The sequence below is a fragment of the Novosphingobium pentaromativorans US6-1 genome (assembly GCF_000767465.1).
GTDB classification, from domain to species: domain Bacteria; phylum Pseudomonadota; class Alphaproteobacteria; order Sphingomonadales; family Sphingomonadaceae; genus Novosphingobium; species Novosphingobium pentaromativorans.
In genome coordinates, this window is sequence record NZ_CP009291.1 from 1,137,911 (window position 1) to 1,161,636 (window position 23,726).

Annotated in this window: 27 protein-coding genes and 1 tRNA gene; 12 read left to right on the plus strand and 16 right to left on the minus strand. The window is 64.2% G+C overall.

From position 1 onward, the window contains the following. Window positions 1-61 precede the first annotated feature (61 nt). The 3 genes from JI59_RS25590 to JI59_RS05270 all read left to right on the plus strand — a co-directional run bounded on the left by JI59_RS25590 (window position 62) and on the right by JI59_RS05270 (window position 3,334). Entirely contained in the window at window positions 62-1,123 is a 1,062-nt protein-coding gene (locus tag JI59_RS25590) for a hypothetical protein (protein ID WP_007013837.1), read from the plus strand. Window positions 1,124-1,196: 73 nt separating this feature from the next. After that, on the plus strand, window positions 1,197-2,441 hold the full coding sequence (rnd, locus tag JI59_RS05265; protein ID WP_007013835.1) for a ribonuclease D: 1,245 nt from the start codon (window positions 1,197-1,199) through the stop codon (window positions 2,439-2,441). Beyond that, window positions 2,438-3,334: a hydrogen peroxide-inducible genes activator gene (locus JI59_RS05270; protein ID WP_007013834.1), complete on the plus strand. Its 897-nt coding sequence runs from the start codon at window positions 2,438-2,440 to the stop codon at window positions 3,332-3,334. Before rnd ends, JI59_RS05270 begins: the two co-directional genes overlap by 4 nt. Before the next feature lie 62 nt (window positions 3,335-3,396). On the opposite strand, the gene pgsA is transcribed toward JI59_RS05270, so the two are convergent. Then, window positions 3,397-3,990 (minus strand): CDP-diacylglycerol--glycerol-3-phosphate 3-phosphatidyltransferase, encoded by a 594-nt coding sequence (gene pgsA / locus JI59_RS05275; RefSeq protein WP_007013833.1) that lies wholly within the window; start codon window positions 3,988-3,990, stop codon window positions 3,397-3,399. A 121-nt stretch (window positions 3,991-4,111) separates the two neighbouring features. Between pgsA and JI59_RS05280 the strand changes: the two genes are divergently transcribed. Beyond that, a complete protein-coding gene (locus JI59_RS05280) occupies window positions 4,112-5,425 on the plus strand; it encodes an acyl-[ACP]--phospholipid O-acyltransferase (protein WP_038575594.1) in 1,314 nt (437 codons plus the stop codon). A gap of 30 nt (window positions 5,426-5,455) precedes the next feature. On the opposite strand, the gene JI59_RS05285 is transcribed toward JI59_RS05280, so the two are convergent. From JI59_RS05285 to JI59_RS05295, 3 genes are all read right to left on the minus strand, one after another. Continuing rightward, entirely contained in the window at window positions 5,456-5,680 is a 225-nt protein-coding gene (locus tag JI59_RS05285; RefSeq protein WP_007013831.1) for a hypothetical protein, read from the minus strand. A gap of 176 nt (window positions 5,681-5,856) precedes the next feature. After that, on the minus strand, window positions 5,857-6,039 hold the full coding sequence (locus JI59_RS05290) for a CsbD family protein (protein ID WP_007013830.1): 183 nt from the start codon (window positions 6,037-6,039) through the stop codon (window positions 5,857-5,859). A gap of 130 nt (window positions 6,040-6,169) precedes the next feature. Continuing rightward, entirely contained in the window at window positions 6,170-6,583 is a 414-nt protein-coding gene (locus JI59_RS05295; RefSeq protein ID WP_007013829.1) for an EVE domain-containing protein, read from the minus strand. A 79-nt stretch (window positions 6,584-6,662) separates the two neighbouring features. Between JI59_RS05295 and JI59_RS05300 the strand changes: the two genes are divergently transcribed. The 7 genes from JI59_RS05300 to JI59_RS05330 all read left to right on the plus strand — a co-directional run bounded on the left by JI59_RS05300 (window position 6,663) and on the right by JI59_RS05330 (window position 13,846). Continuing rightward, a complete protein-coding gene (locus tag JI59_RS05300) occupies window positions 6,663-7,598 on the plus strand; it encodes an isopenicillin N synthase family dioxygenase (RefSeq protein WP_007013828.1) in 936 nt (311 codons plus the stop codon). Between the two features lie 148 nt (window positions 7,599-7,746). Continuing rightward, window positions 7,747-9,459 (plus strand): putative bifunctional diguanylate cyclase/phosphodiesterase, encoded by a 1,713-nt coding sequence (locus tag JI59_RS05305; protein ID WP_007013827.1) that lies wholly within the window; start codon window positions 7,747-7,749, stop codon window positions 9,457-9,459. 62 nt (window positions 9,460-9,521) lie between these two features. Continuing rightward, a complete protein-coding gene (gene dapF / locus JI59_RS05310) occupies window positions 9,522-10,355 on the plus strand; it encodes a diaminopimelate epimerase (protein WP_007013826.1) in 834 nt (277 codons plus the stop codon). Further along, window positions 10,352-11,530, plus strand: coding sequence for a MiaB/RimO family radical SAM methylthiotransferase (locus JI59_RS05315; RefSeq protein WP_007013825.1), 1,179 nt, complete (start codon window positions 10,352-10,354; stop codon window positions 11,528-11,530). Before dapF ends, JI59_RS05315 begins: the two co-directional genes overlap by 4 nt. Further along, a complete protein-coding gene (gene ftsY, locus JI59_RS05320; RefSeq protein ID WP_007013824.1) occupies window positions 11,527-12,465 on the plus strand; it encodes a signal recognition particle-docking protein FtsY in 939 nt (312 codons plus the stop codon). The genes JI59_RS05315 and ftsY overlap by 4 nt, the downstream gene beginning before the upstream one ends. Further along, entirely contained in the window at window positions 12,465-13,139 is a 675-nt protein-coding gene (locus JI59_RS05325) for an inner membrane-spanning protein YciB (protein ID WP_007013823.1), read from the plus strand. The genes ftsY and JI59_RS05325 overlap by 1 nt, the downstream gene beginning before the upstream one ends. Before the next feature lie 134 nt (window positions 13,140-13,273). After that, window positions 13,274-13,846 (plus strand): urate hydroxylase PuuD, encoded by a 573-nt coding sequence (locus tag JI59_RS05330; RefSeq protein WP_007013822.1) that lies wholly within the window; start codon window positions 13,274-13,276, stop codon window positions 13,844-13,846. Between the two features lie 90 nt (window positions 13,847-13,936). On the opposite strand, the gene JI59_RS05335 is transcribed toward JI59_RS05330, so the two are convergent. The 9 genes from JI59_RS05335 to JI59_RS05370 all read right to left on the minus strand — a co-directional run bounded on the left by JI59_RS05335 (window position 13,937) and on the right by JI59_RS05370 (window position 21,164). Next, window positions 13,937-15,904 carry a potassium transporter Kup gene (locus JI59_RS05335; RefSeq protein WP_007013821.1) on the minus strand — a complete coding sequence of 656 codons (1,968 nt, stop codon included), beginning with the start codon at window positions 15,902-15,904 and terminating at the stop codon, window positions 13,937-13,939. Window positions 15,905-16,005: 101 nt separating this feature from the next. Next, complete coding sequence (locus JI59_RS05340) at window positions 16,006-16,671, minus strand: tetratricopeptide repeat protein (RefSeq protein WP_007013820.1); 666 nt, start codon at window positions 16,669-16,671, stop codon at window positions 16,006-16,008. After that, window positions 16,668-17,120, minus strand: a complete 453-nt coding sequence (locus JI59_RS05345; RefSeq protein WP_007013819.1) for a cytochrome c-type biogenesis protein — start codon at window positions 17,118-17,120, stop codon at window positions 16,668-16,670. The genes JI59_RS05340 and JI59_RS05345 overlap by 4 nt, the downstream gene beginning before the upstream one ends. Then, window positions 17,117-17,671 carry a DsbE family thiol:disulfide interchange protein gene (locus tag JI59_RS05350; RefSeq protein ID WP_007013818.1) on the minus strand — a complete coding sequence of 185 codons (555 nt, stop codon included), beginning with the start codon at window positions 17,669-17,671 and terminating at the stop codon, window positions 17,117-17,119. The genes JI59_RS05345 and JI59_RS05350 overlap by 4 nt, the downstream gene beginning before the upstream one ends. Further along, window positions 17,668-19,614, minus strand: a complete 1,947-nt coding sequence (locus JI59_RS05355; protein ID WP_007013817.1) for a heme lyase CcmF/NrfE family subunit — start codon at window positions 19,612-19,614, stop codon at window positions 17,668-17,670. Before JI59_RS05355 ends, JI59_RS05350 begins: the two co-directional genes overlap by 4 nt. Continuing rightward, entirely contained in the window at window positions 19,611-20,063 is a 453-nt protein-coding gene (gene ccmE / locus JI59_RS05360; RefSeq protein ID WP_007013816.1) for a cytochrome c maturation protein CcmE, read from the minus strand. The genes JI59_RS05355 and ccmE overlap by 4 nt, the downstream gene beginning before the upstream one ends. Next, the gene (locus JI59_RS27320; RefSeq protein WP_007013815.1) at window positions 20,063-20,206 is read right to left on the minus strand and encodes a hypothetical protein; all 144 of its coding nucleotides are present in this window, start codon (window positions 20,204-20,206) and stop codon (window positions 20,063-20,065) included. Before JI59_RS27320 ends, ccmE begins: the two co-directional genes overlap by 1 nt. Before the next feature lie 43 nt (window positions 20,207-20,249). Continuing rightward, the gene (gene ccmC / locus JI59_RS05365; protein ID WP_007013814.1) at window positions 20,250-20,981 is read right to left on the minus strand and encodes a heme ABC transporter permease CcmC; all 732 of its coding nucleotides are present in this window, start codon (window positions 20,979-20,981) and stop codon (window positions 20,250-20,252) included. A gap of 106 nt (window positions 20,982-21,087) precedes the next feature. Then, window positions 21,088-21,164: transfer RNA gene (locus tag JI59_RS05370), tRNA-His, on the minus strand. Between the two features lie 178 nt (window positions 21,165-21,342). Between JI59_RS05370 and JI59_RS05375 the strand changes: the two genes are divergently transcribed. Continuing rightward, window positions 21,343-21,972: a prolyl hydroxylase family protein gene (locus JI59_RS05375; protein WP_038575597.1), complete on the plus strand. Its 630-nt coding sequence runs from the start codon at window positions 21,343-21,345 to the stop codon at window positions 21,970-21,972. 40 nt (window positions 21,973-22,012) lie between these two features. Here the strand turns inward: JI59_RS05375 and JI59_RS05380 are convergent, their stop codons facing one another. The 3 genes from JI59_RS05380 to fabZ form a co-directional block, all read right to left on the minus strand. Continuing rightward, window positions 22,013-22,558, minus strand: a complete 546-nt coding sequence (locus JI59_RS05380) for a superoxide dismutase family protein (RefSeq protein ID WP_038575599.1) — start codon at window positions 22,556-22,558, stop codon at window positions 22,013-22,015. Window positions 22,559-22,866: 308 nt separating this feature from the next. Next, window positions 22,867-23,094 carry a 50S ribosomal protein L31 gene (rpmE, locus tag JI59_RS05385; RefSeq protein ID WP_007013811.1) on the minus strand — a complete coding sequence of 76 codons (228 nt, stop codon included), beginning with the start codon at window positions 23,092-23,094 and terminating at the stop codon, window positions 22,867-22,869. 159 nt (window positions 23,095-23,253) lie between these two features. Further along, on the minus strand, window positions 23,254-23,706 hold the full coding sequence (gene fabZ / locus JI59_RS05390; protein ID WP_007013810.1) for a 3-hydroxyacyl-ACP dehydratase FabZ: 453 nt from the start codon (window positions 23,704-23,706) through the stop codon (window positions 23,254-23,256). Window positions 23,707-23,726 lie beyond the last annotated feature (20 nt).

A 23,726-nucleotide genomic window follows, 5' to 3' on the forward strand; every position in this document is an offset into this window, starting at 1 on the left:
AACCCGAAATAAACGATTGCACTTCTATCTGCGATCCTACGGGTCATCAGGAGAGAATAACATGCTGGCCGAAATCACGATCGACGGAATGGTCGATGAGGAATTCCGCCATGCCATCGAGGTCCTGTTGCGCGAAGGCCAGGCCGAACAGGCGGAAACCTGGCTGCGAAGCCGAATCGCCCTGGTCAGCGGCCCGGGACTTCCTCTGCCCGAACGTTTCCCGCAGATCACCTCCGCAGACCTCCTGATCACGGGATGGGAAGACATCGCCGGACGACTGGCGCACCTGGACGCGCTGGGCGCGCCGATCACCGCCATCGGCATCGACCTCAGCGACCCGGGCCACATCGGCCTCTCGCCCGACCCTTCCGGCCTGATGCCGCCGCACGTCGAGACGCATTACTACAGCGATGACGCCTGGCCTTTCTCGCGCAGCGACCGCGCTTCGCTTCTGGGCGGCTACGTCGGCGCCGCAAGCCGCTGGACGGATCGATTTGTCGAAGTGGACGACACGATCGGCATTGCCGGCATCGACGATCTCTACGGCGCAGTTTTCGCGCTCGAGCAGCGCTGCCGTCCCGGCGGCGACGCCAGCGAAGAGGAACGCCGCGCCTATATGCTGGGCGCCAGCTTCATCGCCGTCCTTGCCCATATCGCCGTCCGCGACACGGCCATGCGCGATGGCCTGCCGCGCCCCATGGCGGTGCTGGTCGGCAGCAACGAATCCTATCCTTTCGTCGCGGCTCCCGCCGTGGCCGCGCCCGATGCCTTCGTCTGCGAGCCGGCACTGCAGCCTGCGCCGATTGCCGGCCCCGCCGCCGATGCGGCTGGTCTCGGCTACGGCAGCTTCGCGCCCGCGACTGGCCAGCCTGCGACCGGCCCTGCGGAACTTTTCGAGGACCACCGCCCGCTCGAGGAAACCGCTGCTCTTCTGGAGCTTCGCGAACTGGCCGATCCCGGCGTCGATCCGGGCCTCGAACCCGAAGGATGGGAACCCCCGGAAGTCCCGGCGCACACCACCGGAACGCAGTTGCGCAGGCGAATCGTCACTCCCGAAAGTATCGCCGAACTCGAAGCCTTGGAAAAACCGAGCCTCTTTCAGAGACTATTTCGTCGCAAATAGTGGGGGAGCCTTCCCCTAAACCTTATCCGAGAGCGTTGATCCTGCGTCCTGTTAGGCGTAACGCCGCTGTTCAATGATCATTCATCCGCTCATAACCCAGACCGAAGATCTCGCTGCCCTGTGTGAACGACTGGCAAAATCCGATTTCGTCAGCGTCGACACCGAATTCATGCGCGAGAACACCTATTGGCCCGAACTCTGCCTCGTGCAGATCGCCAATACGGAGGAAGCTGCCGCGATAGATCCGATGGCCGAAGGCCTCGACCTGTCGCCGCTGCTCGACCTGCTGACCGACAACGAGGAAGTCCTGAAGGTCTTCCACGCCGGCGGCCAGGACGTCGAGATCATCTTCAACGCCACCGGTCGCACCCCGCACCCGATCTTCGACACCCAGATCGCAATGATGGCGATCAGCCAGTCGGAGCAGATCGGCTATTCCAACCTCGTCGAATCCTGGCTCGGCCTGACGATCGACAAGGGCGCGCGCTTCACCGACTGGTCGCGCCGCCCGCTCACCGAGCGGCAGATCGAATATGCCATCGGCGACGTCACCCACCTTTCCAAGATCTTCCCGAAGATCCTCAAGCGCCTGATCAAGACCGGGCGCGGGGCCTGGCTCAATCAGGAAATGGAAAAGCTCGCCGATCCGGACAATTACCGCAACGATCCCACCCAGGCCTGGAAGCGGATCAAGGCGGCAGGGCGCAACCCGACCATGCTCGGCCGCCTCAAGGCGATCGCCGAATGGCGCGAGCATGAAGCGCAGGGCAAGAACATCCCGCGCGGCCGCATCGCCCGCGACGAAACCCTCGCCGACCTGGCCAACCACCCGCCCAAGCAGCAGTCGGACCTCGCCAAGGTGCGCGGTCTGTCGCAAGGCTGGAAGGACAACGAAATCGGCAAGCGCCTGATGGCAACGATCGCCAAGGCCCAGCCGCTTCCCGACGACGAGATGCCGCCGCGCGCACCCCGCGGTGCTCCTCTCGGAAAGGAAGGCGCCCTGGTGGCAGACCTGCTCAAGCTGCTGGTCAAGATCCGCGCGCGCGAGATCGACGTGGCCGCCCGCCTGCTTACGCGCAGCGATGAACTCGAACTGCTCGCAGCCGGCGTGCGCAAGAACCTGCCGATCCTGCAGGGCTGGCGCTACGAGGTCTTCGGCAAGGATGCACTGGACCTGGTAGAGGGCAAGCTGGCCTTCGCGGTCGAGAACGGCAGGCTCAAGATGACCCACGTCGATGACGAGGTGCCGCAGGAAGCGGCCACGGAAACCGGCGAGATGGCGACGGCGGAGGACGAAGGCGGCCAGGCCACCGGATGACCGTTTACCAGCCCACGCTCAAGCAGCTGCAGTATCTCGTGGCCCTGCATGAGCATGGGCACTTCGGACGCGCAGCCGAGGCCTGCTTCGTGTCGCAATCGACGCTTTCGGCAGGCCTGCGCGATCTTGAGACGCTGCTGGACGTGACGCTGGTCGAGCGCACCAAGCGCGCGGTGCGCTTCACTCCGCTGGGCAATGCCGTCGTCGCCAAGGCCCACCGCATCCTGCGAGAGACCGAGGAGCTTTCCGAACTCGTCCAGTCGAGCGGAAAGCCGCTCTCGGGCGAAGTGCGCATGAGCGTGATCCCGACGATAGCGCCCTTTCTCCTGCCCCGGATGCTGCCCCGCCTGCGCCGCGAAAGGCCCAACCTCAAGCTGTTCCTGCGCGAGGAGCCTAGCGCAGCCGCCATCGAATCGCTTCACCACGGCCGGGCCGACTGCGTGCTGCTGGCCCTGCCCTACGCAACCGGCGAAGTGGAGAAGGAGACGATCGAACTCGACGCCTTCTACGTCGCCTTTCCGCACGACGATCCGCGCAATCCGCCAGAAGAAGTCGCTCCCGACGTCATCGACGAGAACCGGCTATTGCTGCTCGAGGACGGGCATTGCCTCAAGGACCATGCGCTGGCTGCCTGCAACCGTCCGGAGCTGCGCGCCAGCGCAACGATGATCGGTACCAGCCTGCACACGCTCGTGCAGATGGTCGATAACGGCCTCGGGCTGACGATGCTGCCGGAGATGGCGCTCGACGCAGGCATCCTCAACGGCACCAACGTCGTGGCCCGCCCTCTCGTCTCGCCCAATGCCAACCGCGAGATCGCGCTAGTCTGGCGCAAGAATTCCCCGCGTTCGGACGAATTCCGGATGCTGGCGGACGAATTGCGGGCGGGATAGTCCTCCCGGACTGCACTTTGCGATAACGCGTATGGCGACGACGGCCTGATCGGCCCGCCGCATCAGTCCATGTGCTTGAGGCCGACGCGCATGTAGTCCCAGCCGGTGATGATCGTCAGCGCCGCAGCCGCCCAGAGCGTCGTCAGGCCCACGGTATGCGGCAGGTTGATCTCGATTCCGGCGAAGGGCACGTTCCACCAGGGCATCGCTCCGCCGAGAATCAGCGCACCGAGCGAAACCATCTGGAAAGTCGTCTTCCACTTGGCGAGCTTGCTGACCGGAACCGAAACCTGAAGCGGCCCGAGGAATTCGCGCAGGCCCGACACCGCGATTTCGCGCACGAGAATGATCAGCCCGGCGATGACGTGCATGTCGCCCACATAGGGTCCGCGCAAGATGCCCTGCGCCGTCAGCACGAGGATGACTGCAGCCACCATGATCTTGTCAGCGATCGGGTCGAGGAAGATCCCCAGCTTCGATACCGTCCCGCTCGAGCGGGCGAGATACCCATCGAAATAATCGGTAATGCCCATGAGGCAGTAGAGCCCGAAGGCAAGGCCATATCCGAACTCCCACTTCGGCCACCACAAGAGAAATGCCAGAAGCGGCACGGCCAGGATGCGGGACAGCGTGAGGAGATTCGGCAATGTGAGCATTCAGGCAATCCCCATAGCCGGGAACGCAGGAAGGAATAAAGTGCCGATCAGGGGTTGTGCCCCTCGCCCACCGCTTTAAGTGTCCGCGCACCAGAATTTGAGGCCGGTTGCAGATCAACAGATGACAACTACGTCAAAACTCATTCGGGCCCGACGTTTCCTTCCGCTGTTCGTCACCCAGCTTCTCGGCGCGTTCAATGACAACCTGTTCAAGAACGCGATGGTCCTCTACGTGGTCTACAGCGTCTACAACTCCGAGGCCGACGAGGCCCGGTTCAGCGCGCTGGCCTCTGCGATCTTCATCATTCCCTTCTTCGCGCTTTCCGCCCTGTCCGGCCAGCTTGCCGACATGCGCGACAAGGCGAAGATCATCCGCATCATCAAGTTCTGCGAAATCCTGATCATGCTGGTGGGCGGCGCCGGACTGGCGCTCGCCTGGCAGGGCATCGGCCTGCACACCATCGCGATTCCGCTGATGCTTCTCGCGCTTTTCGCGATGGGCATACATTCGACGTTCTTCGGCCCGATCAAGTACGCCATCCTGCCGCAGCACCTGCGCGATGGCGAAGTACTCGCCGGCACCGGCCTCGTCGAGGCGGGGACCTACATCGCAGTCCTGGCCGGAACCATCGTCGCCGGCTGGATCAGCGTCGATGCCGCGGCGATCAGCGTCTTCGTGGTCGCCTGCATCGGCTATATCGCCGGGCGGCAGGTCCCGCCCGCACCGCCGATGTGCAAGCCCGAACCGCTCGACTTCCATATCTGGCGCTCCTCTATCCAGCTCGTGCGCACGACGATGCAGGACAAGCGGGTGTTCCTGGCAATCTGCGCGATCAGCTTCTTCTGGGCGATCGGCACTGTCCTGTTCATCCAGTTCCCGCCGCTTGCCAAGAATATCCTGGCTGCCAGCAAGGAAGTCGCCAGCCTGTTCCTCGTGATGTTCTCGGTCGGCGTCGCCATCGGCTCGATTGCGATCAACGCCCTGCTCAAGGGCACGGTCTCGGCCCGTTTCTCACCGCTCTCCGTGATCGGCATGGGCCTGTTCCTCTTCGCATTCGAAACCGTCTGCAGCGTCTGGACGCCCGGCGGCGCACCGGGCGAACTGATGGACGTGGCGACCTTCGTCTCGCAGCCGCTGGCAGTGCCGCTGTTGCTGACGCTGCTCGGCATCGCCGTGTGCGGCGGCATGTTCGTCGTGCCGCTCTATGCCTTCCTGACCACTTTCGTGGACAAGTCGCAGACCGCGCGCACGGTGGCCGCCAACAATATCGTCAATTCCGGCGCAATGGTGATGGGCTCGCTGCTCACCGGCCTGCTGACCCTGCTCGGGCTCGCGATCGTACAGCAATTGCTGGTCGTGGCGCTGTGCTGCGTCGCTTCAGCCTGGCTCGGCTACCTGCTGTTTCGCGCAGAAAAGGCCGCAGAAGCGGCCTGACATCAATCCCTTTCCCGGGAAGATCTGCCCTCAGGCGATAAAGACAAGCATCGCGACGAGCGATGCGCAGTAGGCCTGCAGGAAGCTCTGCCAGTCCCCGCCCGTCATCTTCCAGCGCAACCTGGCAAGGGCATTGTCCTGTTGCACCTCCTGATCCAGCGGCGCCAGGCGCACATGGGCAGGAAGCGAGCGCCGGAACGGATGCCGGGCGGCTTCATCGGTCAGGACAAGGGCGCGTCGCTTCATGGCTTTCATGAAGCGGAAATTAAGACTTTGTATACTTTTGCCGCAAGCAGCTTGTCGCGCCCCTCCCAAAACGGGACGGCTCACGCGAGCGTGTGCAAGCCCGGCACAGCGCATTGGCGTACAACGCAAAAGGGCCGCCTTGCGGCAGCCCTTCAACCGGTTTCCTTGCGGAACCTGCATGCGACCTAGACCTTGTCGCCCAAAGCGCCCTTCACCTTGCCCTTCAGGTTCTGCATCTCGCCCTTCTTTTCTTGGGCCTTGCCTTCGGCTTCGAGTGAAGGATCGTTGCGGGATTGGCCTGCAGCCTGCTTGATGTTGCCGGCTATTTCGTTCGCGAGGCCCTTGGCCTTGTCCTTGAGTTCACCCATCAAATTATCTCCTTGTTTCAGCGGAATAAATTTCCCGCCGTCACAAGGGTAGAACGGGCAGACAGGCCATCCGGTTGCCATCGGCGCGCCCGGCCGTGGCTGAGACGCGACCAATCAACCGGATGCCCGGTCAGCCTCCCGACTTGGCGATGAGGTAGTCCCATTCCTCTGGCGTGATCACCGCAACCGAAAGCCGCGAGAGCTTGACCAGCTCGATCTCCGCCAGTTCGGGATCGGCCTTGATCTCCTTGAGCGTAACCGGGTTCTTCAGCTTGCGAACCGGCTTGACCTTCACGGCCGCCCACTTGCCTTCCGGATCGGTGGGATCGGCAATCCCCGATTTGCTGATCGTGACGATGCCGACAATCTCCTTGCCGATGTTCGAATGGTAGAAGAATGCCTCGTCACCCACTTCCATCGTACGCAGGTTATTCGCCGCACGGTGGTTGCGCACGCCGTCCCAGGTACCTTCGCCCTCTGCGACGAGGTCATCCCAGCTGTATGCGTCGGGTTCTGACTTCATCAGCCAGTAGCGCTTCGCCATCTTTCGCCTTTCCGTTTCGACTAAATCCCAGAAACAAATTAGGTAGGCCGCATAACGATTCACTACGGAATGCACCACCATGGACCTTGCCGAAATCCCCGTCCTCAGTCTCGACACCGACCGCGAAGCCCTGCCCGCGCTCATCGGCGAGAGCTTTCGGACTTTCGGTTTCGCCATGGTGCGCGATCACGGTATCGCCCCGGATCTGATCGAGCGGGCCTGGGACCTGACCCGAGAGTTCTTCGCGCTGCCGGTCGAGACGAAGATGCGCTACTTCAAGGCGGGCCAGGGCGGGGCGCGCGGCTACACGCCGTTTCGCACCGAAGTCGCCAAGGGCGCGACGGAGAAGGACCTTAAAGAGTTCTGGCACATCGGGCGCGACCTGCCGGAAGGCTCCCCGCTCGGGGCAACCATGCCTCCCAACGTCTGGCCCGCTGAAATCGAAGGCTTCCAGGAAACCTTTACCCGCCTTTACGCCGCCTTCGACATTGTCGGCGCCGAACTGCTCTCGGCCATCGCCATCGATCTTGGCCTCGATGCGCGCTGGTTCGACCCGGCCATCAAGGATGGAAACTCGGTCCTGCGCCTGCTGCATTACCCCCCGGTCAGCCATGACGCGGGCGGCGCGATCCGGGCCGGTGCGCATGAGGACATCAACCTCATCACGCTTTTGCTTGGCGCAGAGGAGGCCGGCCTCGAGCTGCTTGGCAAGAATGGCCAGTGGCTCTCGGTGGCGCCGCCCGAAGGGGCGATGGTGGTCAATATCGGCGACATGCTGCAGCGCCTGACCAACCATGTCCTGCCCTCCACCACGCACCGCGTGCGCAATCCCGATGGAGACCGCAGCGCGCACAGCCGCTTCTCGATGCCGTTCTTCCTGCACCTGCGCAGCGATTTTCCCTTCGTCACCCTGCCCCAGTGCATCACTGCGGAAAACCCGGATCGCTATCCGCAAGCGATCACTGCCGACGAGTATCTGCAGGAGCGGCTGCGGGAAATCGGACTTATCGCATGATAACAGGAAGTTGAGAGGCCTTGATCGGGTACGGTGACAAGGCCCCTCCACGACAATAACGGCAGGCTTTACGGAAATTTCAGCTTAATCCCGTAAAAACCCGAGAACATTCCAGTTCAGGGGGATTCTTTCGGTGGTAGCAACCAAGGTGGCAGACATTCAGGACGTCTGCGCCGATCACGCAGAGGACCGTCAGATCGACGTCGTTGCGCTCGGCATTGTCACCGCCGCGATCCTCCTGTTCGTCGCGACCGGGAGCGAAGTCGGCCCTGCCGTCGTGCGCTCGATCCTCGAGCGCGGACCCGGCCCCGACAACTTCATCCTCAATGCCTTCCTGCTCAACATCGCGATCATCATCTTCGGCTGGAGCCGCTATCGCCAGCTGTGCGACGAGATCAAGCTGCGCAAGCGCGCCGAGCGGCAGGCCCGCCTCCTGGCCGAGACCGATCCGCTGACCGGCTATCTCAACCGCCGCAGCTTCAACACCGGCGTCGCCAAGCTCCTGGCCGACAACCAGGCCGAGGATCGCGCGGTCGTGCTGATGATGATCGACCTCGACAACTTCAAGCAGATCAACGACTACAACGGCCACAAGACCGGTGACCTGCTGCTGCAGGAATGCGCACGCCGCATTTCGGCCAGCCTGCCTCAGCAGGCGATCGTCGGAAGGATCGGCGGTGACGAATTCGCCGTCGCCCTCGCCTTCGACAAGGGTCGTGACGAGATCCTCGACCGGGTCGCCGAATCCCTCGTCGACCGGATGAGCCGCCCGATCGCCATCGAGGCGCTGCGGCTCGAAGTGACCGCCTCGGTCGGACTCGCCCGATCCGACCTGCTGGGCATCGACGAGGAATTGCCCGATGCGCGCACGCTGCTCGAGCGCGCCGACATCGCGATGTACCATGCCAAGCGCCGCGGCCGGAACAGCTACTACTGGTTCGAAGCGCAGATGGCCGACGAAATGCGCTTTCGCAGCGAGATCGAACACGGCATCCGCCAGGGCATCCCGCGCCAGGAATTCGTGCCCTTCTACGAACAGCAGATCGACCTGCAGACCGGCAAGCTGATCGGCTTCGAAATGCTCGCACGCTGGGATTCGCCCAAGTTCGGCATCGTCGCACCGGACCTGTTCATTCCCATCGCCGAAGAGATCGGCGCGATTGCCGACCTGTCGGAAAGCGTGATCTCGCAGGCGCTCGAAGATGCCAAGACCTGGGACGACCATCTCACCCTCTCGGTCAACATCTCGCCCCTGCAGCTGCGCGACCCCTGGTTCGCCCAGAAGTTGATCAAGCTGCTGATCGAGGCGAAATTCCCGCCGCACCGGCTGGAGATCGAAATCACCGAATCGTGCCTGCACCAGAACATCGGCCTGGTCCGCTCACTGATCACCAGCCTCAAGAACCAGGGCATCAAGGTCAGCCTCGACGATTTCGGCACCGGCTACAGCTCGCTTGCACAGCTGCGCAGCCTGCCCTTCGACCGCATCAAGATCGACCGCAGTTTCGTCTCCAGCCTTGTCGACAACAAGGACAGCGCCGCCATCGTCAATGCCATCGCCCAGCTCGGCAAAGGGCTGGACATGCCGATTACGGCCGAGGGTATCGAGAACGGAGCGGTCCTCGAGCGGCTGATGGAATTCGGCAGCATCACCGGACAGGGCTATTACTATGGCAGGCCCCAGCCGGCCCGCGAAGTCAGCGAATGGCTGGGCGGCATCGAACTGATCGCCAACCGCCAGTTCCTCGAGAGCGAACTGCCGCAGTTGCGCTGCGCCGCCTCGCAGGAAGTGCCGGCCCCACAGCCGGAAGCGCCGGACGCCCCTTCCGACCCTGCGATCAAGCCCGCAAAGCGCGCCTGAGCAGCGCCTTTTCGAAGCATCACCACTGGACCTGAGGCCCGCCAGCGCATAGATCGCGCGCCATGCGGATCGAATTCACCAAGATGCATGGGCTGGGCAACGACTTCATCGTGCTGGACGCGCGCGAACGCGCCCTGCCGCCGATCGACTCCGCCGCCGCATCTGCCCTTGCCGACCGCCACACCGGCATCGGCTGCGACCAGCTGATCCTGCTCGAGCCCTCCTCCGAGGGGGATTTCCGCATGCGCATCTTCAATGCCGACGGCAGCGAAGTGGAGGCTTGCGGCAATGCTACCCGCGCAGTCGGCCTGCTGCACGGCCAGCCGGCCCGGATCGAGACGCTGGGCGGCCTACTCCACGCCTCCCCAAGCGACAGCGGCATTTCCGTCGAAATGGGCAAGCCCCGCTTCGACTGGGACCGCATTCCGCTTGCCTATGCGATGGACACCCATTCCATGCCGGTCGGCTGGGATGAGCTGACCGATCCCATCGCCGTCAACGTCGGCAATCCGCACGTGATCTTCTTCGTCGCCGATCCCTATGCGGTCGAAATGGACCGGCTCGGCCCGCTGATCGAGACCGACCCGCTGTTCCCCGAGAGGATCAACGTCAATGTCGCTGCAGTGACCGCACGCGACGCGATGACCCTGCGCGTGTGGGAACGCGGCGCCGGCCTTACCCGCGCCTGCGGCACCGGCGCCTGCGCGACGGCCATCGGAGCGATGAAGCGCGGCCTGGTCGATCGCCGCGTCACCGTGACCCTTCCCGGCGGGCCGCTCGTCATCGAATGGCGCGAGGACGGCGAGATCGTCATGACCGGTCCGGCGACCGAGAGTTTCCGCGGCTCGTTCGATCCGGCCGATTACGGGATGCCTGCGGGCGGGACCAAGGTTTGACGGTCGAAGTCCATTCCCTCGGCTGCCGCCTCAACATCGCGGAAAGCGAATCCCTGCGCGGCCTGCTCGGCGAGGCGCGGGATCTTGTCGTGATCAATTCCTGCGCCGTGACGGCCGAAGCGGTGCGCCAGACCCGGCAAGCGATCCGCCGCGCCCGCCGCGCGCGGCCCGACGCGCGCCTTATCGTCACCGGCTGCGCCGCCGAAGTGGAGCGCGAGATGCTGGGGCAGATGCCCGAGGTGGACGGCCTCGTTGCCAACACCGCCAAGCTCGATCCACGCGCCTGGAACGTGCCTGCTGCCCCGCCCCTTCGCGCAAAGGGTGGCTACACGCGCGGCTTCGTGCAGGTGCAGAACGGCTGCGACCATGCCTGCACCTTCTGCGTGATCCCGCAAGGCCGTGGTCCGAGCCGTTCGCGCAGCGTGGCCGAAGTGATCGAAGACATCGCCGTGCATGTCGATGCGGGAGTGGGCGAGATCGTCCTTACCGGCGTCGACCTTACCTCCTGGGGCAGCGACCTGCCCGGCGCTACGCGACTGGGTGCACTGTGCGAAGCGATCCTGGCCCGCTTCGCCGCCCTGCCCCGCCTGCGCCTGTCCTCGATCGACGGCGCGGAAGTGGACCCCGGCCTGTTCGAGCTGCTTGCGCATGAACCGCGCATGATGCCGCATGTGCATCTTTCGCTGCAGCATGGCGACGACCTCATCCTCAAGCGGATGAAGCGGCGCCACAGCCGCGCCGATGCCATCGCGCTTGTCGAAGGGCTGCGGGCCCACCGCGGCGATCTTGCCGTGGGCGCGGACATCATCGCCGGATTCCCTACCGAAGACGAAGCGGCGCACGCCAACAGTCTCTCGATCGTCGAAAGCCTGCAGATCGTGCACGGGCACGTCTTCCCCTACTCGCAGCGACCGGGTACCCCGGCCGCTCGCATGCCGCAGGTCAGCGCGCCGCTGATCAAGGCCCGTGCCGCCGAACTGCGTGCGGCCATCACCCGCCAGCGCGACACTTGGCTGGAAGGCCTTGTCGGCAAGGCGCTGACGGTGCTTGCCGAGAAAGGCGGGACCGGCCATGCCGAGAACTTCGCGACCGTGCGCCTTCCCGAGGGCACGCAGCCCGGCGCACTGCTACGCATCACGCCTGGAAAGGCAGTCGAAGGAATACTGGAAGTATGAGTGACGAAGGCGCCCCCAACGACGCCTGGTCCGAACGCCTCTTCGGAGGCTTTCGCAAGACCTCCGAACGGCTGACCGGCAACCTCGCCGGTATCGTCGGCAAGACCCGCCTGGACGATGGCCAGCTCGACGACATCGAGGACGCCCTGATCATGTCGGACCTCGGCCCGCGCGCCGCGGCCCGCATCCGCGAGCGGCTCGCCGAAGAACGCTTCGAGCGCGACGCCGATGAGCGCGCGATCATGGAAGTCGTCGCGCGCGAGATCGCCGACATCCTGCGCCCTGTCGCAAGGCCGCTCGACGTGGTGGCTTTCCCGCGTCCGCAAGTGATCCTCGTGATCGGCGTCAACGGATCGGGCAAGACCACGACGATCGCCAAGCTGGCGCACCTGTTCCAGGAACAGGACTATTCGGTCATGCTGGCAGCGGGCGATACCTTCCGTGCCGCGGCCATCGGCCAGCTTGGCGTCTGGGCCGAACGGCTGGGCGTTCCCATCGTCAAGGGGCCCGAAGGCGGCGATCCGGCTTCCGTCGTGTTCGATGCGGTCAAGGCTGCGACCGACCAGGGCATCGACGCGCTGATTGTCGACACCGCAGGACGCCTGCAGAACAAGCGCGAGCTGATGGACGAGCTGGCCAAGATCCGCCGCGTCCTGGGCCGCCTCAACCCCGAGGCCCCGCACGACGTGGTCCTGGTGCTCGATGCCACCAACGGTCAGAACGCGCTGTCGCAGATCGAGATCTTCAAGGAAGTCGCGGGCGTCTCCGGCCTGATCATGACCAAGCTGGACGGCACCGCACGCGGCGGCGTCCTCGTCGCAGCGGCCGAGCAGTACGGGCTTCCCATCCATGCCATCGGTGTCGGTGAAAAGATCGACGACCTGCGCCCCTTCAACCCGGACCTCGTGGCCCGGGTTATCGCCGGAATCGCCTGATGACCCAAGCATCCCCCGCCAAGGCCGAGGAAAAGCCGCGCAGCTCGTGGCTCAACCTCGTGGTCGACTACGGACCGCTGCTGATCTTCTTCCTTGCCTACCGGCACTATTCGCCGGCTGACAGCGAGGACAGCATCGCCACTGTAGCCGCCGTCATCAAGGGCACGCTGGCCTTCATGGCTGCCACCGTGATCGCCCTCGTCGTCTCCAAGTGGCGGCTGGGCCATATCTCGCCGATGCTCTGGCTGACGACGGTGCTGATCGTAGGCTTCGGCGCGCTGACCGTGATCTTCCACGATCCGCTGTGGATCATGATCAAGCCGACTGCGGTTTACCTGATGTTCTCCGGGGTACTCTTCATCGGGCTTTGGCGCGGCAAGCCGATGCTCAAGTATCTTCTGCAGTCAGCCTTCGAGGGTCTGGACGAGACCGGCTGGATGAAACTCTCGCGCAATTGGGCGTGGTTCTTCCTGTTCCTGGCCGTCCTCAACACCGCGCTCGTCTATGCCAAGCACATCGGGGTCATTACTTTCGATACGTGGCTGCAGGCCAAGCTCTGGGGTTTCACGGTGATTTCCTTCCTCTTTACCTTCTCGCAGCTGCCCATGGTGCTCAGGCACGGCATGGGCGAAACTGCGAAGGAAGAGCTGATCGAGAATCCCCCGCACGACTGAGCCTGCGGGAAGGTCCTCCTCCCCATCCCATGATTTCATGTGACAAGTCGTGCCGGAATCGCGATAGTGCGTTGCCGGTCGCTGACTAACGCCAACAGCAGGGGGGCCGGCGCAAGAACATAAAGGGGGATGCAATGGCGAAACTGTTCGGAAACCTGAATCTCGTCCTGGGTGTAGGTATCGCGCTCGCGATCCTGATCATGCTGGCCTTCGCGCCATACTCACCGGTCAATCTCAATTCGGTCTTCCGCTGGCTCCACGTCTTTTTCGGGATCCTGTGGATCGGCCTGCTCTACTATCTCAACTTCGTGCAAGTGCCGCTGATGCCGTCGATCCCGGCGGAGCAGAAAGGCGCGGTCACCGGGCACATCGCGCCCAAGGTGCTATTCTACTTCCGCTATGCGGCGCTGTTCACGGTCATCACCGGGCTCGTCGTCGCGTGGGCCAGCGGCTACCTCGTCCAGGCGCTCAGCTTCGCGGGCGTTGGAGCCGTCGCGCTGATCGGCGTGGGCATGTGGATGGCCCTCGTCATGGCCTTCAACGTCTGGTTCATCATCTGGCCCGCCCAGAAGAAGATCCTGGGCATCGTCGAAGCCAGCGCCGAGGAGAAAGCCGCCGCCGCGCCGCGCGCGCTGATTGCCAGCCGTCTCAACACGCTGCTGTCGATTCCGATGATCTACTGCATGGTCAGCGCCAACCTCGGCTGATCGGTCACCGGAAACGCAAAGGGCGGGCCTGCCTTCGCAGCAGGTCCGCCCTTTTTGCTGTCCTCTCAAGAGGGAAGACGGACTGCGCGATCAGATCTCGAGCTGGCTGCCCAGTTCGACGACGCGGTTGGTCGGCAGGCGGAAGAACTCCATCGCACTGGCCGCATTGCGCATCATCCAGGCAAAGAGCTTTTCGCGCCAGATTGCCATGCCCGGCTTGGCCGCCGGAAGCAGCGTCTGACGGGAGAGGAAGAAGCTGGTCTTCATCATCTCGAACGGAGCGCCGCAGATCTGGGTATTGGCCAGCGCTACGGGGATATCGGTCTCTTCCATGAAGCCATAGCGCAGCGTCAGGCGATAGAAGCCCTGCCCGAGGTCCGAAACCTCGTAGCGCTCGCTTGCCTCGACATAGGGGACATCGGCCACTTCGACGGTCAGCACGACAACGCGCTCATGCAGCACCTTGTTGTGCTTGATGTTGTGCAGCAGCGCCGAAGGCACGCCGACATTGCTCGATGCCATGAAGATCGCCGTACCCGGTACGCGCGCGGCGCTGCCGTGCGCGCTCTTGGCGAAGACGTTGAGCGGCAAGGCGGCCTCGGTCATGCGCAGGCGCATGAGGCGGCGGCCCTTGTTCCAGGTCGTCAGCAGCGTGAAGGCAATACCGCCGATCAGCAGCGGGAACCAGCCACCGTCCGCGATCTTGGTCGCGTTCGCAGCGAAGTAGGCACCGTCCACGATAAAGAACGTCACGATGACCGGGATCGCCAGCCACAGCTTCCAGCGCCACAGCACGATCAGCAGAACGGTCATCAGGCAGGTGTCGATGAGCATCGCACCGGTAACCGCGATACCGTAGGCCGAAGCGAGGTTCGACGAGTTCTGGAAGACGAGGACCAGCACGATCACGCCGGTCATCAGCGCCCAGTTCACGAAGGGAATGTAGATCTGGCCGACTTCGTGCTCGCTGGTGTGACGGGTCGAGAGGCGCGGGATGAAGCCAAGCTGCATCGCCTGGTGGGTGATCGAGAACGCACCCGAGATCACCGCCTGGCTGGCGATGAACGTCGCGCAGGTGGCCAGGATGACGAGCGGCAGGCGCAGGTATTCCGGCGCGAGGTTGAAGAACGGGTTCTCCATCGCCTCTGCCGCCGAAGCATCGTCCAGGCCGAGAATCATCGCCGCCTGGCCGAAGTAGTTGATCAGCAGGCAGGGCATGACGAAGCCGAACCACGACATGCGCATCGGGCCGCGCCCGAAGTGGCCCATGTCCGAATAGAGCGCTTCCGCGCCGGTCACGGCCAGCACGACCGAGCCGAGAGCCAGGAAGCCGAGCATCTTGTCGGTCAGGAAGAACTGGATCGCGTACCACGGGTTCAGCGCGACGAGCACGCCGGGCATCTGCACGAGGTGATAGATGCCCAGGATCGCCAGGACCGAGAAATAGATCACCATGACGGGCGCGAAGAGCGCTCCCACCTTGGCCGTCCCGCTTTTCTGCAAAACGAACAGGCCAATCAGCAGGACCAGCGCAATCGGCAGGACGAGCGGCGCCAGGCGCGATTCGACGACTGTCAGGCCTTCGACCGCCGAGAGCACCGAAACCGCCGGGGTAATCATCGAGTCGCCATAGAACAGCGAGGTCGCAAAGACGCCCAGCAGCACGACTAACCCGCCGTAGCGAGATTTCTTGATGTGGCCGGAGATCAAAGCAACAAGGGCAAGGCTGCCGCCCTGCCCCTTGTTGTCCGCGCGCATCAGGATACCCACGTACTGGATCGAGACGACCAGCGTCATCGACCAGAAGATCAGGCTGACGACGCCCAGAATGTGCAATTCGTCGATGGCCAGCGGGTGCGGGCCGACGAACGTTTCACGAAAGGCGTAGATCGGGCTGGTACCGATGTCTCCAAAAACGACGCCGATCGCCCCGAAGGCGAGCTTGGCGACGTTGTTGGAACCATGACCATGGCCCCCGGGGACTGGATGCGCGGAAGATATCGCCGGATTGATTACCGACGGGGTTTCAGCACCACGACCCGATTGTTCATCACTCATTCCTGCGCCCCGTCATGGACTGGATAAGCCATCTCGCAGCTGCGGCAAGGGGTGGCCGTTAGCAGCATGCAGAGACCCAAGCAACGATAGTTAAATCAGGCTCAGGGGGTTGACTGACCCGAAGAGGGACCTTGCCCACCCGATTGTCCGGCAAGGAACGCCTCCAGCTTGGACAGCTGATCCGCCAGAGGCGCGCGCCAGGGAGCATCCTCGGGCGCGCGTTCGAGCAGGTCGGACCACAGCTGGCGAGCCTCGGCGTAGCGACCCGACTGGGCAAAAGCGAGGCCCAGGAAGAACGGCGGGCCCGGCGCATCCGGGTCCGACAGGGCCGCCTTGCGGAAGGCATAGAGCGCCGCGGGCGTCAGCAGCCCATCGGCATGGGAGACCAGCGCGTTGCCCATCGCCAGCCATGCCTCGGTGTTCTTGGGATCGGCGTTAACCGCACCGCGCAGAACCTCGGCAGCATCGCCGTAACGGCCGTTTCGCGCCAGTCCGTCGGCAATCACGACCCAGCGATCGCTCGGCGGCAGGCTGCTGTCGCTGACCTTTCCGCGCGCATCGACCATCGCCGCTGCGTCCTTGGAGACCTGCTCAGACGCCGCCTTGGGCGCAGCGGGCAGCCCCGGGCTTGCCTGCGAAGCGTAACCGGCAATGCCCAGGACGAGCGCGGCGGCGATCGCTTCCCAGCCGCTGCGCGGCGCCTTGAGGACAAAGGCAATGCCTATGAAGGCGACCACCGCCAGAACGACGACGAGGACCCAGGTCATTGTTCCCCTCCCCTGCGAAAGCGCCGGCGCAGCAACAGCACGGCCAGCAGGATGAGAAAGGCAGGCACAGCAAAAAGCGGCCAGGTGAGGCTGGTCAATTGCGGGGCGTAGCTGACGTAATCGCCGTAACGTTCGATCAGCCAGCCGCGAATCGCCTCGGGATCTTCGCCTGCAGCGATCCGTTCCCGCACGAGCGAGCGCATCGAACCGGCAATCGGCGCATCCGAATCGGCAATGGACTGTCCCTGGCACTGCAGGCAGCGCAGCGTCTCCATCAGCGCCTGCGCCTTCTCCTCCTTCGCCGGGTCTTCCAGCTGGCGATAGGCATAAGGCGCGGTGGACTGCTCTTCCTGCGCCACGGCCGGCCCAGCGCACAGCAGGCCCAGAGCGGCCACGATCAGCGCGAACAGGCGGTGGGGCAGGCGAAGACAGACTGGCAGGCGGCTCACTGCGCGGCCTCCTTCAGCTTGTCGAGAATCATCGGGACATGTTCGGGACGGATTTCGCCGATGTGCTGGTAGCGAATCACGCCCTTGCCATCGATCACGTAAGTCTCCGGCACGCCAGAGGAGCCGAGCGCGAGCTGGACCTTGCCGTCATCATCGGCACCGATTCGCTGGAACGGATCGCCATGTTCGGCAAGGAAGCCCTGCAGCGCCTCGGTCGTGTCACGCACGGAGATGCCTTCGATCGGGACCCCGGCCCTGGCCAGTGCCGCCAGTTGCGGTGCCTCGACGCGGCAAGGCAGGCACCAGCTGGCAAAGATGTTCAGGAGGTGCGGCGAACCATTGGCGAATTGCCGGCTGTTGAGCCCGGGACGACCGGGCAATGCCGGCGGAAGCTGGAACTCGGGCATGGGCTTGCCAACCAGTGTGCTGGCCACGTTGCGGTCCGCCGGACGATAGAGCCCGATCATGACGAGCGCGACGAAGGCCACGAACAGCACCAGGGGCAGCCAGATCGCCCACTTGGGGGCCTTGGGAGGCGTTGGCTCGCTCATCGGCACTGACTCTCGCGCCTGTCGGCAATCTTGTCACGCGCGATGAGGCGGCGCAGGTCGCTCTTCACGCGGCCGATCAGGGCCAGCACACCGCCCAGGGCAATCAGCAGACCCCCCAGCCAGATCAGCGTGACAAAGGGTTTCCACCACAGGCGAAGCTGCCAGCGACCGTCTTCCGCTTCCCCGCCCAGAACCGAGTAAAGCTGCCCGTTCCAGCGCGTCAGCAGCGAAGATTCGCTGGTCTGCTGCGGGGGCGCCCAAAAGCTGCGCGACTGCGGCCGGGCGATGACCGGGGCCGAATCCTTGTACCGCACCTTCAGTTCCGCCTCGAGCGCGGTCCAGTTGGGGCCGGCCACCGGTTCGACCCGTTCGAGGCGGACAAGCCACGGACCGACCTGCGTCGTCTCGCCGGGCCTCACCGCAACCAGCTTCTCGACCGAGAAGGCGCTCTCGCTGCTCATGCCGAACAGCGCCACGGCAATACCGAAGTGTGCGATCACCATACCCCACACAGGCAGCGGCGTGCGGCGCAGGTTGCGTTCGCGCAGCGGCATCAGGCTTGCCCAGGCAAGCCCTGCGGCCAGCGCCAGGCCGATGAACGGCAGGAATGCGACGCCGCCGATGACCAGCAGCGCAATCACGCCTGCCGCAACCAGCATGGCGGGGATCACCAACCGCTTGCCGACCCGGGAGAAGGCATCGCGCCGCCAGCGCAGCAGCGGACCGACCGCCAGGACCATCAGCATCGGCACGGCGAACAGGGCGCTCATCGGGTTGAAGTACGGCGGCCCCACCGAGACCTTTGCGCCCATGGCCTCGGCCACCAGCGGATAGAGTGTCCCGAACAGGACGATGCCGAGAATCGCCGAAAGCATCACGTTATTGAACACCAGCGCGCCCTCGCGGCTGACGACGGCGAAGCGTTCGCCCTCGGTCACGGTTGCTGCGCGCAAGGCGAAAAGCGTGAGCGCCCCGCCAATGTTGATCGCCAGAAGCGCGAGGATGAATGTCCCGCGCTCGGGGTCGACGGCAAAGGCATGGACGCTGGTGAGAATGCCCGAGCGCACCAGGAAGGTGCCGATCATCGACATCGAGAAAGCCACGACGCCCAGCATGATCGTCCAGGCGCGCAAGGCATTGCGCGCGGCGAGAACGCTGGCCGAATGCAGCAGCGCGGTCGCCGCCAGCCAGGGCATGAGCGAGGCGTTCTCGACCGGATCCCAGAACCACCAGCCGCCCCAGCCCAGTTCGTAATAGGCCCAGTAGGAACCGGCGGTGATACCCACCGTCAGGAAAATCCAGGCACCCATCACCCATGGGCGCATGGCGCGGGCGAAGGCCGGCCCGACCTCACGCGTGACCAACGCGCCGATTGCGAAGCTGAAGGCCACCGAAAGGCCGACATAGCCGAGGTAGAGCGTGGGCGGGTGGAACGCGAGGCCAAGGTCCTGCAGCAGCGGATTGAGGCCGTTGCCCTCCGCCGGAACCGGCGAGAGGCGTTCGAACGGGTTCGAGGCGATCAGCAGGAAGGCATAGAAGCCGAGGCTGACGAAGGCCTGTCCGGCCAGCGTTGCCAGCATCGTCGGCTCGGGCAGGCGCCTCTCGATCAACGCAACGAAACCGCCCGCCATGCCCATGACGGTGACCCACAGGAGCATCGAACCCTCGTGGTTGCCCCAGGCACCGGCGATCTTGAAGACCAGCGGCTTCATCGAATGCGAGTTCATCGCCACCAGCTTCACCGACAGGTCGGTGACGGCAAAGACGTAGATCAGGCACAGGAACGAGACGAGCGCGAGCAGCCCCTGCACGACCGCGACCGGGCGCACGACGCCGCCCAGCGCTTCGCCGCGCCGGGTCAGGCCAAGCGCACCGGCAACGAGCTGCAGCGCGGCGAGCGCGGCGGCAAGCCAGAGCGCTGCGAGTCCGAATTCCGCGATCACTGCGTTTCCGCCACGATCTTGTCGGCCTGCGCTGCAGTCATCTCCTGCATCTCGCGCGGGACGTAGTTCTCGTCATGCTTGGCCAGCAGGTTGTCGGCAATGAAAGTCCCGTCCTTGCCCATCCGGCCTTCGGCGACGACACCCGACCCTTCGACGAAGAGCGAGGGGACGATGCCCTTGAAAGTCACCGGCACGCGCGCCTTCCCATCCTCGACGACAAAGGCGATGGTCACACCGTCGCCCTCGGTCTTGAGCGAGCCCTTCTCGACCATGCCGCCAAGGCGCACGGCGCGGTCGGGCGCTGGCGGACTGGCGACAATCTCGTTCGGGACATAGAAATAGCTCGCCTGATTGCGCAGCGCCCAGGCCGCGAGCAGGCCAGCGCCAATCAGCACGACCAGCGCGAGGACGAGGAGGACCAGCCTCTGGTGTTTCGCTTTCACGGCCATCAGCGCTGCCCCCGCGCCTTGTCGCGGCGGGCCTCGGCCCGCTTCATCGAGATCAGCGACCAGGCAATCATCGCAAGCGTCGCCCCGACGCCCACGGCGTAGGACGCGATCACGAAAGTCCAGGCATCCATTGCCTCGCGCATCAGATAATTGCCTCGCTCATCCCGTAAATGCCGTTTGTCTTTATCAGAATGCCGCTTCGCTCATCGCCTTGCGGCGCAAGCGGGCCTCTGCCTGCTGGTCGGCGAGAATGGCCCGCATCCGGGCCAGCACGACGCCGGCAAATATCAATGTGAAACCCAGGGTAGCGGCCAGCAACGGCCACAGGAAGGCCCCGTCCATCGCCGACTTGCCCATGGTGATGCTCGGCGGTTGGTGCTGGCTGTTCCACCAGATCACCGAATAATGGATGATCGGAATGTTCACCGCCCCGACCAGCCCGAAGATCGCCGGTGCCCGGGTATGCCCGCCGGCGCTGGCCTCGCTTGCCTGCGACAGCGCCATCCAGCCGAAATAAAGAAACAGCAGCACCAGCATGCTGGTCAACCGACCGTCCCAAACCCACCATGTCCCCCAGGCCGGACGCCCCCACAGAGAACCGGTTATCAGGCAAACCGCGGTAAAGACCGCACCTGGCACCGCGCAGCCGCGCGCGGCGATCCCGGCGAGCGGATGACGCCAGACCAGTTCGCTAAAGCTGGCCGCGGCAATGCCCATCCAGCCTGCCATGCCCAGCCAGGCAGCGGGAACGTGAAGGAAGACGATGCGCACGGTCTCGCCCTGCAGGCGCTCCGGCGGGGCGCGGAACAGCCCCCAGTAAAGCGCGACCGTCGCGATGACGACTCCGACGCCCATGCAGAGCGGCATCAGCCAGCGGGCGATGCGCAGAAAACGGGCAGGATTGGCAAAGCCGTGCATGACAGGCGCGTTCTATCGACAGACGCGCGCGGGGCAAGTGGACTTAGGGTCCACGCTGCAGATTTTCACCCGCATAGTGCCAAACCGCTCAGGCAAAGGAAGAAAATGGGGCGATCGATGGGGTTCGAACCCACGACCTCCGGTACCACAAACCGGCGCTCTAACCAACTGAGCTACGATCGCCACACCGGGACAGGGGCAATGACGCCTGTCTCCGGAAAGCCGCCCGGAACGCTGCAAGCAGCGATCAGTGCGGGAGCGCGCCTTTGCACAAGGGAGGCGATCTTGCAAAGCAAAAATTCGGATCGATGCAAGACTCCTGCAATTTTCCCGCGACAAACGTGCCGCTAGTGTCCGCCCCATGACGGCTCCAGGCGAATCATCCGGCGCTGCCCTCTTACGTACGGGCATGCAACGCTTCCCTTCCTCGCGGCTCGAACTCTTCGTGAAGCGCGATTTCCTCGACACTGCGCAGTGCGATGCCCTGATCGCGCTGATCGAGGCGGAACACCGGCCCTCGACTGTCGCCAACTACAACGGCGACGACGTTTTTCGCACCAGCTCCACCTGCGACCTGTCCCCCGACGTTGGCGCCGTGGCCGCCCTTGCCCGAAAGCTCTGCGATATTTCCGGCATCGACCCTGCCCATGCCGAACCCTTGCAGGGCCAACGCTACGAGGTCGGCCAGGAATTCAAGGCCCACACGGACTATTTCGAGCCCAACAACAGCGATTTCGAAAAGTACTGCAGCGTTTCCGGCCAGCGCACCTGGACCTTCATGATCTACCTGAACGACGTGGATGCCGGCGGCGCCACGCGCTTCAAGGTGATCAACAAGCTGATCCAGCCCGAACGCGGCAAGCTCGTCGCCTGGAACAACCGCCGCCCGGACGGCAGCCTCAATCCCGCCACCCTGCACCACGCAATGAAGGTGCGTCAGGGCCGCAAGTACGTCGTCACACAGTGGTTTCGGGAACGGCCGTGGAGTTGAGCCGAGGGGGAGCTAGTGCCCTCCCCCGGCCGAACATCGCTTATTTCGGCGCGCTGATCACCGCGCAGGCGATGCGTCCGCCCGCAGCGCCCGAGGGCTGGCTCTTGTAGTCGTCCGCACCGGCGTGAATCACCAGGGCCGAACCATCGGCATCCTCCAGAGACTTCGGTCCCGGCGCGAGCGTGACTCCGGTATTGAGGATCTGCGTTTCGAGCACGCCATCGGCGCCCACGTGCTGGTTGGGCATATCGCCGCCGTGCGGACCGCCCTCGACCATCAGGCCATGCATGGCACCCCCTGCGGCAAAGTGCCCGCCCGCAGTCGCGAACTTTTCCGCAGGCTGGCACACGCCCTTCTCATGGAAGTGGAAGCCATGCTCACCTTCGGGCAGCCCCTTGATGTCGGTCGAGACGAGAACGCCGGTCGGGGTGTCCTGCAGGGTCACCATCCCGAGCGCTTCGCCGTCGAGCCCGATCACGGTCGCATGGACCGCGGGCGCAGCCGCTTCGCCGTGATTGTCGGCCAGGGCGGCATGCGCACTGAGAGCCGCTGCGCACACGGTTAGGGTTCGGACGGTACGGATCATCGGTATTCTCCCTTTGGGGCCGGTAAGTCTTGTCCTGACAGGACGCCGCGGACGAGGCACTTCCTCAAGTCGCAAGCGACCCGTCCGGTTCCTGTTAAAGGCGCGCGCCGTCGGGCTGCGCGACGTTCCCCAAGCTAGGCCGATCAGCCTGAAAGGCAATTACCGACAACAGCTTGGCATTCCCGAACATGGCCGCCGGACCTGCTTGGCACCCCCGGCGCCAAGCGAATGCGCCTCAAGTGGGAACTGAAACAAAAAAGGCGGCCCTTGCGGACCGCCCTTCCGTGTGTTCGCGATGGAACCTTCGCTCACTTCTTCTTGAGCGAGAGTCCGCCGAAACGCTTGTTGAACTGCGCGACGCGGCCGCCTTCGTTGACGCGCTGCGTGCCACCGGTCCAGGCCGGGTGCGAAGTCGGGTCAACTTCCAGGACCAGCGTGTCACCTTCCGAACCCCAGGTCGAGCGGGTCTGGAACTTGGTGCCGTCGGTCATCTGGACGGTGATCATGTGGTAGTCGGGGTGCGTATCGGCCTTCATTTCGAATCTCTTTCGCATATGGCCGGTTCCGACCGGCCTGCCTTGGAAAGCGGCGCGCTTACAGCGAAGCGGGCCGAAATGCAAGTGGGAGTGGGGCTTCCCGTCCGTGTGCCCATCCCGCTGGCGGGAGAGCCGACCGGAAGGCCCCATCCCGAAAAATCAGCTGTCGGCGATCATTGCCGTGAAGTTCACTTCACAGGTGACCTTGTCGCCGATCGACGCCTTGCCCCAGAACTTGCACACGCGCGAACGCTTCTGGACGAAGCCGGCGCGCAGGTCGAGCAGGTTGCCGGGGGTTACGGGATTGCGGAACTTCGCGTCCTCGATCGCCATGAAGTAGACCAGCTTGCCGGTCCCGGCGAGGCCGAGGGACTCGATGGCAAGGATACCTGCCGCCTGCGCCAGCGCCTCTATCTGGAGAACGCCGGGCATGATCGGACGGCCCGGGAAATGTCCCTGGAAGAAATCCTCGTTGAAGCTGACGGCCTTGACCGCATGGATCTCCTCCTCGGTGAAGGAGACCACGCGGTCGACCAGCAGCATCGGGTAGCGGTGCGGAAGCGCCGCCAGGATCTTCGCGGTATCGTAGACCTGTTCGGTCGTCTCGCTCATGTCCTGCCCCCGATCAGCTC